Annotated in this window: 4 protein-coding genes; 1 reads left to right on the forward strand and 3 read right to left on the reverse strand. The window is 68.5% G+C overall.

From position 1 onward, the window contains the following. The first annotated feature begins 100 nt into the window (after positions 1 to 100). The gene (locus tag RT697_RS21095; RefSeq protein ID WP_313701537.1) at positions 101 to 5956 is read left to right on the forward strand and encodes an autotransporter domain-containing protein; all 5856 of its coding nucleotides are present in this window, start codon (positions 101 to 103) and stop codon (positions 5954 to 5956) included. Positions 5957 to 6087: 131 nt separating this feature from the next. Here RT697_RS21095 and RT697_RS21100 read toward each other — a convergent pair whose 3' ends face one another. The 3 genes from RT697_RS21100 to RT697_RS21110 all read right to left on the reverse strand — a co-directional run. Continuing rightward, positions 6088 to 8223, reverse strand: coding sequence for an acetate--CoA ligase family protein (locus RT697_RS21100; protein ID WP_313701538.1), 2136 nt, complete (start codon positions 8221 to 8223; stop codon positions 6088 to 6090). A gap of 12 nt (positions 8224 to 8235) precedes the next feature. Beyond that, positions 8236 to 9222 (reverse strand): acryloyl-CoA reductase, encoded by a 987-nt coding sequence (locus RT697_RS21105; protein ID WP_313701539.1) that lies wholly within the window; start codon positions 9220 to 9222, stop codon positions 8236 to 8238. Between the two features lie 18 nt (positions 9223 to 9240). Further along, positions 9241 to 9508, reverse strand: a 268-nt coding sequence (locus RT697_RS21110) for an acyl-CoA dehydrogenase family protein (RefSeq protein WP_313701540.1), incomplete at its 5' end; no start/stop codon positions are given.

Consider the following 9508-nt stretch of genomic DNA (forward strand, 5'->3'; position numbering starts at 1 on the left):
AATATGCGGTTGTTTTGCGCTGTAACAGCGCGTATCACACCGCCGCCTGGCTCTCAGTTCGTTGCACCTGAGCTTCGGTTGCCTCTCTGGAGTCCGAAGCATGCACCCCATGTTGTCCCGTCCCTCCTCGCGCGAGGTCAGGCATTTCGCGCTGTCTGGCTTGTGCGCGGCCATTGCCGCGGTGATGGGCGCGCCCGCCTGGGCTGCGTGCCTGGAGACGGGGACCGATGTCGTATGTGCCATCACCGATCCCGCCCAGCCCAATTACGACAGCGGCGCCGATGGCATGAGCGTGCGCGTCAACACGGGCGTGCGAATGGGCGCCAACGCCTCCGCTACCGCGAGCCCGATCAACCTTCGGGGTTCGGGGACGTCGCTCACGAACTACGGCACGATCGACCCACAAACCAATGGGCCTATCCAGGCGGGGGCGGGCGTCTCTGGCGTAAGCATGATCAGCGAGACGGTCAGCACCAAAAACATCATGAACTACGCCGGGGGGGCGATTTCGGGTGCCTTCACCAGCGCGACGTCGCCTTCTACCGCGGCCATCATCGTGCACAATCAGCGGTCGGGCAACGCTGGACGCACCACGATCTACAACGGGGGCACGATCACCGCGAAGGCCCGGGATGGCATCACCGGCATCGCCAACGTAGATGCCATCGCGATCGCCGCGCCTGGCGGCGCGCAAGTGCTGATGACCAACGACGGCACCATTACCGGCCGTATCGGCTTTGGTGCGTCCGCGCCGGGCAACACTTTCACCAACGCTGGCACGATCACGGGCAGCGTCTCGCTCGGCAACGGCGGCGGGAACCGATTCATCGCGAAAACGGGGTCGAGCGTACTGCGGGGCGCCGGCACCGCCCCGGGATACCTCACCTTTCTCGGCACGACCTCGGCACGCATCGATTTTGCATCGGCGGGCATCGTGGATGGCGGTGGAGCCGGCGGCAATACGCTCGAGCTGAGCGCGGGCATCTCGCCCACAGGCGCCATGGCGCTTCAGAACTATGTGAACTTCGACACGCTGATCATCGACAGCGGCGTATGGACGATTACCGGGGGAAGCTCGTCGAGGGACACGACGCTGCGGGGCACTGCCCTCATCGAGAACGGTGTCTCGCTGGGTACGCCAGTAGCCGGCATCCTGCGCGCCGAAGGCGGCACGCTGGCCAGCATCACGCCCGCCACGCGGATCGACATCTACCAAAACATCGAGTTGGGGACCAGCGGCCTCACCGTCGGCGACGGCACCTTCTATTCCAGCCGCGACATTTCCGGCGCCGGGCAACTCACCAAGACAGGCAGCTACCCGCTGGTGCTGAACGTCGCCAATAGCTACACCGGCGGCACCTTGCTCGACGGCGGCACCCTTCACATTGGCGACGCTCAGGCGCTGGGCACCGGGCCACTGCGCGTCAGCGGAAACGCGACGCTGCAGACGCTTTTCGATCTGAGCCCGACCAACGCCGTCGTGCTGAATGCCGGCGGTACCCTGAACGTGTTCGGCAACGCGCTCACGCTGTCAGGCCCGATTTCGGGCGCGGGCAGTCTACAGAAAACGAGCCTGCAAAACCTCACGCTGACCGGCAACGTGAGTGCGACGGGCGGCATCGCCGTCGAACGCGGCACGCTGTTCGTGAGCGGCGCCGGAAGGCTGAGCGGTGCTGCCCCGGTCTCGCTCACTGGCCCAACCGCCGTCCTGGATCTTTCGCAGGCAAGCACCGCGTCCAACCTGTACAACCTCTCGGGCGTGTCCGGATCCCGCGTCACGGCAGGCACGCTTCCCGTTGCCCTCACCTCGACCGCCGACACGACGTTTGGCGGCACGATCACCACCACCGGCGACGTCACCAAGCTCGGGACAGGCGCCTTGACCCTGTCCGGCGCTCAAAGCTACACCGGCAACACTGTCATCCGGGAGGGCACGCTCGCCCTGACCGGTGCGGGCGCGCTGCCCGCCGCGCAGCTAACCACGCTGAATGGCGCAACAGCGGTCCTGGACATCAGTGGCGCCAACGGCGCCAGGGAATTCGGCGCGCTGTCGGGCGTGGCCGGCAGCACCTTGCAGTTGGGCGCCAACAACCTGATCGTCAACCAGACGGCGGCCACTACGTTTGCTGGCACTGCGAACGGCACCGGCGCGCTGGTCAAGCGGGGCACGGGTACGCTGACCCTGGCGGGCGCAAACTGGATCGAAGGGCTGACTGTGGACGCCGGTACCGTTGCGCTCGCAGGCATCGGCCTGCTGTCTTCGGCCACGGTGGTGGCATTGAACGATGCGAGCAGCACGCTGGACATCAGCGGCGCGACCGGCCCGCGCCTGTTCAACGGCCTGTCGGGTGTCAGTGGCTCCCGCGTTCTGCTGGGCGCCAATACGGTTCTCTTCGGCGGCAACACCCCACAAACGTTCAACGGTGTCATCAGCGGGACGGGCCTGATCAGCACAACAGGACAGGTCCGGCTGACCGGCGCGAACGAGCACACTGGCGGCACAAGCGTGGGCGGTGGCACCCTGACTGCCGGAGCCAACAACGTGCTCGGGACTGGCTACTTCAACGTCGGGTTCGGTGCGACGTTCGACATGAATGGCACGGCGCAGACGGTGGCGAGCCTCTCCGGCTCAGGCACCATCACGAATGGCGGTCAGCTTACCTTCGGCGGCAACAACGCCGACTCGAGCTTGTCCGGCACGATCATCGGTGCAGGCGATCTCGTCAAGACGGGCTCAGGCAAATTCACGCTGAGCGGAAACTCTGTCAATCACACGGGCCAGATTCGCGTCGAAGGCGGCGAGCTCAGCGTGACCGGAAGCACCACGGGCGCCGTCCGGATGCAGGCAGGCAGCCAACTGACGGGCTCCGGCGACATTGGCAGCGCCGTCCTGGACGCCGGCGCGACGATGCGCATCGGTGCTTCCACCGGCGTCAGCGTGACGAACGACCTTACGCTGGCTAGCGGCTCGACCCTTGCCTATACCCTCGGCAGCACCCCGACCGTCTCAAGGCCGGCTCTTGGCAACGCGTACAGCGTGGTTGGCGGCGATCTGACACTGAACGGCAACTTCGACCTGCTGAATCCCGCGAATTACACAGGCGTCGGCTACTACCGCGTCCTCCGTTACGACGGCGCGCGCTCCGGCACGCTGCAGATCGGCAACGTGCCCACGGGGCTGTCCGGCCCCGTCAGCCTGGTCTACGACATGCCGAACATCGTGGATCTGCGCATCGGCGTGGCCGGCAGCCCAACGCTGCAACAGTGGGCGGGCGGCCCGACCTGGGATGGCGTCAGCACCAACTGGTTCAACGATGGCGGCACCATGCCCATCGAATGGCAGGGCAACCACGCAGCCTTCATCACCCCGGCCGGCGGCGTGATCGCCGTCGCCGGCACGCAATCCTTCGCTGGCCTGCAGTTCGTCACCAGCGGCTACACGTTGATCGGCGCCGGCACCCTTGAAACCAAGAGCGCCGGCAGCGAGATCCGGGTGCTGGGCGGCGAGAGCGCCACCATCGGCGCCGTCATCTCGGGCATGGGCGGCATCGACAAGACCGAATCCGGCACGCTGACGCTGACTGGCACCAACACCTACGCCGGCAAAACGGTGCTGTCCGGCGGCACGCTGTCCGTGACGCGCGACGCAAGCCTGGGCGGTCCCACGGCGGCGTTGCGCTTTCAAGGCGGCACGCTCGAGATCACCGGCAACACCTTCAACGACACCGCGCGCGCCATCGAGTGGAGCGCTGCCGGCGGCGGCCTCAATATCGCGGATGCCGCCAACACCTTCACGATCACGCAACCCCTGAACGGGACCGGCAGCCTCTTGAAGTCCGGCCCGGGCACGTTGCGCCTGTCCGGCACACAAGCGTACGGCGACACCATCGTCAGCGCTGGCACGCTGATCGGCGACGCGGGCTCCATTCGAGGCAACGTCGCCAACGCGGGCGCCGTGGTGTTCGAGCAGGCGACGCCCGGCACCTTCGCCGGCAACATCTCCAGCACCGGCACGCTGCAGAAGACGGGTGGTTCAATCCTGACGCTGACCGGCACGTCGTCGGGCAACTGGGATCTCACGCAAGGGACGTTGGCCGTCGACGCGGCCAACTTCCAAAGTGACGCCCGCATCGACGCGGTCGCCGGCCTGCGTTTCGTGCAGCCGGCCGCGGCAACCTACACGGGTCAGATCAGCGGGGCGGGCAGCCTGACCAAGATGGGCGCTGGCGTTCTCACGCTCACCGGCGACAGCGGTGCATTTACCGGCCCCACGGCGGTCCAGGCGGGCAGCCTGATCGTCGGAACGGCGGGCGGCAACGGCCAATTGGGCGGCCCCGTCACGGTTGCCAGTGGCGCCACGCTGGGCGGCTCCGGCACGGTGGGCACCACTTACCTGAGCAACGGCGCGCGCATCGCGCCCGGCAACGGCATCGGCACCCTGTCCATCGCAGGCGATCTGACCTTCTCGCCCACCTCGGTCTATGAGGTCGAGGCAGACCCCGCCTCCAACAACAGCGACCGTATCGACGTGAGCGGCCATACCGCGATCGACGGTTCGGTCCTGCACGTGGGCGCCGACGGCGGCTTCGGCACACGCCGCACCTACACCATCCTCACGTCGGGCACGCTGGACGGCACGTTCCGGTCGGTGAGTTCGAACTTCGCCTACCTGGATCCCACGCTGACCTACGGCACGCAACGCGTCACGCTGTCGCTGGAGCGCAAGGAGGTGCCCGTCGACCCCGTCACGCCGGTTGATCCGGTCAATCCGGTCACCCCGCCTGCACCCACGCCGACCCGGCCTATCGCGTTCTCCGATCTGGCGCAAAGCGGCAATCAACGCGCAGTGGCCCGCGCCCTCGAGACATTGCCGGCCAGCAATGCCCTGCACGAATTCGTGCTGACGCTGCAGGAGGGCCAGCCGCCGGCGGTGTTCGATAGCCTGTCGGGCGAAGCGCACGCGGGCGTGGCCGGTTCGCTGTCGCAGAGCGCGGCACAACCGCGCGCCCTGACGTTCAACAAACTGCGCGCCAACCTCGATGCGGGCCTGCGCGCGGGTGCACCGACGGCGGCAGCGGGCGTGTCGGATGCCGCACCGTCGGCCAGCACGCTCCCCGCCTCGAACGCCCAGCCTGCGTGGGCCGAGATCTTCGGCAACTGGCGCACGCAAGACGGCAATGGCAACACCGCGGGCACCCGTGAACACATGGGAGGCGTGTTCGTGGGCGCCGACCATGCGGTGGGCGCAGGCTGGCGGGCGGGCGCGGCCCTCGGCTATGCCGACAGCCGCATCGACACGCGCGACCGCGCCTCGCGTGCGGATGTCTCAAGCTATACGGCCCTCCTGTATGGCGGCCGGTCGTTCGACGCCGGCCCCGGCGCCTGGAAACTGATGCTGGGCGCGGGTTATACCTGGCACGATATTTCGACCGAGCGCTCCGCGCTCAGCCAGGCGGCCAAGCTCGAAGCCGATTACGGCGCGAGTACTACGCAGCTTTTCACCGAGCTGGGCTATCGCTGGGACGCCACCGCGCGCGCCACGCTGGAGCCGTTCGTGGGGGTGGCATGGAGTGACCTGCGCACCCGTTCGTTCACGGAATCGGGCGGAGCGGCCGCGCTGTCGGGCCGTTCGACGAGCACCACGCAGACCACGACGACGCTGGGCCTGCGCGGCACGCAAGACGTCGACTTGGGCTCGCTGGCGGGCCAGCTGCGCGCCACGGTCGGTTGGCGCCACCTGTTCGGCGACGTGACGCCGACGTCGCTGCTGGCTTTCGAGGGTAGCCAGCCTTTCACGGCAATCGGTGCGCCCATCGCGCGCGACGCGGCCGTGCTTGAACTCGGGGCGGACCTCGCCGTGGGTCGCGCGACCACCCTGGGCGTGAGCTATACCGGCCAGCTCGCCAAGGACAGCCGCGAACACGGCGCCCAGGTGAATGTGCGTTGGCGCTTCTGATCGCTTGAAGGACGGGCGCCGGGCATTGCCGGCGCCCGATCCCGCTTACCAGTCGCGCACCGCATCCAGCGGCGCTGAATTCGTTGGGGCTGAAGGAACAATAGATGGAACGGGTTCGAACGATCCGTGACTCATTCCTGCCTGCCTTCCCGAATCACCACCGCGTCCAGCGCCATCGCTCCCTGACCATCGGGAAGCGCCAGCAAGGGATTGATCTCGACCGAGCTGAAATCCCCCGCACGTGCATGCGCGAAGCGGGATAGGGTGGCCAGCGCGTCGGCCAGTGCATCGACATCGCACGGGGGCGCGCCGCGCGCGCCCTGCAGCAGCGGATAGCCCTTGATCTCGCGAATCATGGCCAGCGCCTCATCGCGGCCGAAGGGCGCCAGCCGGAAGCTGACGTCCTTGAGCACCTCGACGAAAATGCCGCCAAGTCCGAACATGACCACGGGTCCGAACACGGGGTCGCAATGCACGCCGGCAATGCACTCCACGCCTTTAGGCGCCATGGGCGCGACGAGTATCCCCTCGATGCGGGCGTCCGGCCGATGCTGGGTCACCGAGGCCATGATGTCGGCGTAAGCGCGCCGCACCGCATCCTCGCCCCGGATGTTGAGCTTGACGCCGCCCACGTCGCTCTTGTGCGTGATATCGGGCGAGACGACTTTGAGCACCACGGGAATGTCCTGGCCCGCCGCGCAAAGGCCGGCGGCGGCGCGCACCGCCGCCTCGGCGTCGGCTGCCAGCGTGCACGGGGAGGCCGGCATGCCGGCCTCGCGCAGCAGTTGCATGGCCTGGATTTCGGTATAGGTATCCCGTAGCGGCGCGCTGTTCGCAGTGGCGGGGTAAGGATCCGCTTCCGTCGTCCCGTGGCCGGCATGGGACGCCATTGCGGCCACTGCCGCTATCGTGCGGACGGCGGCGCTGGGATCCGGGAAGACCAGACAGCCCAGACGCTCCAGTTCACGCCGTCGCGCGGGCGGGAACAACGCGCTGATCGCCAGCGGCACGTCGGGATGGCGCGCCTGCATCTGCTGCGCGAATGCTTCGAAGGTGGGCCACAACGCTTCGGACGAACCCGCGGCGGCCAGGAAGACGGCCAAGGCATCGTACCGGCCATCGGCCAGCATGTCGTCGGCGGTGGCCAGCAGCAGCCCGGGCTCGGAGACGGCCTGGCCGGTGACGTCGACGGGATTGCGGCCGCTGGCAAAGGGTACGCGTTCCAGCAGCCTGGCCTGCGCGTCGGCCGCCGGTTCGGGCAGCGTCAGTCCGCTGTCGGCGGCGTCGTCGGCCATCAGCGCGCCCACGCCGCCGGAGATGGTGAAGATGCCCAGGCGGCGGCCTTGCGGCGGTTGCTTCCAGGTGTCCAGCGCATAGCCCAGGTTGAAGAATTCCTCGATAGTGCGCGCGCGCAGGGCGCCGTACTGGCGGAACAACGCGTCGTAGACGGCGTCGTCGCCGGCCAGGGCCGCCGTGTGCGAGGCGGCGGCTTGCGCGCCGGCCTGGGTGCGGCCGATCTTGGTCACGACCACGGGCTTGCCGGCAGCACGCGCCGCGGACAGGGCGCGGCGCAGCTTGGCGCCGTCGCGGCAGCCTTCCATGTAGGCCATGATGACGCGGGTATGCGTATCGCCGGCCAGCCATTCGATGCAGTCCGCAACGTCGATGTCGGCCTCGTTGCCGGTGCTGATCCAGTGCGACAAACCCAGGCCGCGCTCGCGCGCCATGCTGTAGGCGTAAGCGCCGAACGCGCCGCTTTGCGTCACCATGCCGATACCGCCGGCGGCGACGATGCCGTTGGCGGGCGCGGGCGAGAACGTCGCGTAGACGTTGCGCCGCACGTTCATGAAGCCCAGGCAATTCGGCCCGAGCAGGCGGATTCCGCGCTCGCGCGCGATGGCGCACAGCCTGTCCTGCTCGGCGGCGCCTTGTTCGCCCGTTTCGGAAAAGCCGGAGGTAAACACCACGGCCGCGCCCACCTGGCCGGGGCGGGCGCGTTCAAGCGCCTGCGCGGCGTGGGCGGCAGGCACCGCCAGGATGGCTAGGTCGATGTCCGCATCGAGCGCGTCCAGGCCGGGTACGGCGGGCAGGCCGGCGATGGTGTCCGCGCGGGGATTCACGGGGACGATGCGGCCGCCGTAGCCGTGCTGCAACAGCAGGCTGACGGGCATCGCGCCGATCTTGCCGGGCGTGGCCGAGGCGCCGACGATGGCAATCCCTTGCGGATCGAAGAGGCGGGACAGGGAGGGGAGGGCAGACGGGTTCATGGATATCGGCGTTCAGGAGTAGCGGACGACGCTGCGGCCGGTGCTGCCGCGTTCAAGCATGGCGGCAAGCGCCTGCGGCAGCGCTTGGGGTTCGATGACGCGCGCGATCAGGTCCAGGTGCGCGGGGCGGTATTCGCCGGCGAGCTTGTTCCAGACCTCGCGCCGCAATGGCATGGGGCTGTTGGCATTGATGCCCAGCAGCTTGATGCCGCGAAGGATGAAGGGGATGACCGATGTGGGCAGCTCCGCGCCGCCCGCGTTGCCGAAGGCCGCGGCGACGCCGTCCGGCTTCACGCTGGAAAGCGCGTGGGCCAGCAGCGCGCCGCCCACGGAGTCGATCACGCCCGCCCAGCGCGCGCTCATCAGCGGCTTGATGCCGGCCGACAGATCGGGCGGGGCGATCACCTCCTGCGCGCCGAGCGAGCGCAAATAGTCCGCCGCGTCCGGCTTGCCGGACATGGCGCAGACGCGGTAGCCGCGCTGGCTCAGGATGTCGATGGCGACGCCGGCCACGCCGCCGGTGGCGCCGGTGACCAGCACGTCGCCGTGCGCGGGCGTCAGTCCGCAGTGTTCCATCCAGTGCAGCGACAGCGCGGCGGTGTAGCCGGCCGCGCCCAGCACGGCCGCGTCGCGCAGGCCGATGCCGGCGGGCAGCGGCAGCACCCAGTCATGGCGCACCCGCGCAAACTCGGCATAGCCGCCGTCGCAATCCACGCCCACGCCGAAGCCGTGCACGACGACCTCCTGGCCCGGCGCGAGGGCCGGATCGGCGGAATGCACCACGGTGCCGGACAGGTCGATGCCGCCGATGCGGGGATAGTCGCGGACGATGCCGCCGCGTCCCGCCTGCGCCAGCGCATCCTTGTAGTTCAGGCCGGCATAGGCCACCTTGATGAGCGTGTCGCCGGCAGACAACTGGTCGGCGGTCAGCGTCTCGAAGCGGCCTTGCGGCGGTTCGCCCGCGTGCAGGCGGTAGGCCTGGAATTCGGGATTTTCCATCGTCGTCTCCAGGGAAGTTCAGGCTTGCGCCAGCAGCCGGCGCGCCAGCGTGGCGCGGTGCAGCTCGTTGGCGCCGTCGTAGATGCGGAAAGGGCGCATCTCCTGCCAGATCATCGACACCGGCGTGTCGTCGGACAGACCCAGAGCGCCCATCATCTGCACCGCGCGGTCGGCCACGCGGTTCACGGCGTCGGACACGAAGACCTTGGTCATGGCGCTTTGCTGCTTGACCGGCAGGCCCGCGTCCATGCGGGCCGCGCAGTCCAGCGTCATGAGGCGGCTGGCG

The sequence above is a fragment of the Achromobacter sp. genome (assembly GCF_032113835.1).
Lineage (GTDB): Bacteria > Pseudomonadota > Gammaproteobacteria > Burkholderiales > Burkholderiaceae_B > Achromobacter.

What these genes read in the sequence shown, in the direction of transcription:
- RT697_RS21100 (WP_313701538.1), bottom strand. Translation starts at nt 8,223, where the DNA reads ATGAACCCGTCTGCCCTCCCCTCCCTGTCCCGCCTCTTCGATCCGCAA.
- RT697_RS21095 (WP_313701537.1), top strand. Translation starts at nt 101, where the DNA reads ATGCACCCCATGTTGTCCCGTCCCTCCTCGCGCGAGGTCAGGCATTTC.
- RT697_RS21105 (WP_313701539.1), bottom strand. Translation starts at nt 9,222, where the DNA reads ATGGAAAATCCCGAATTCCAGGCCTACCGCCTGCACGCGGGCGAACCG.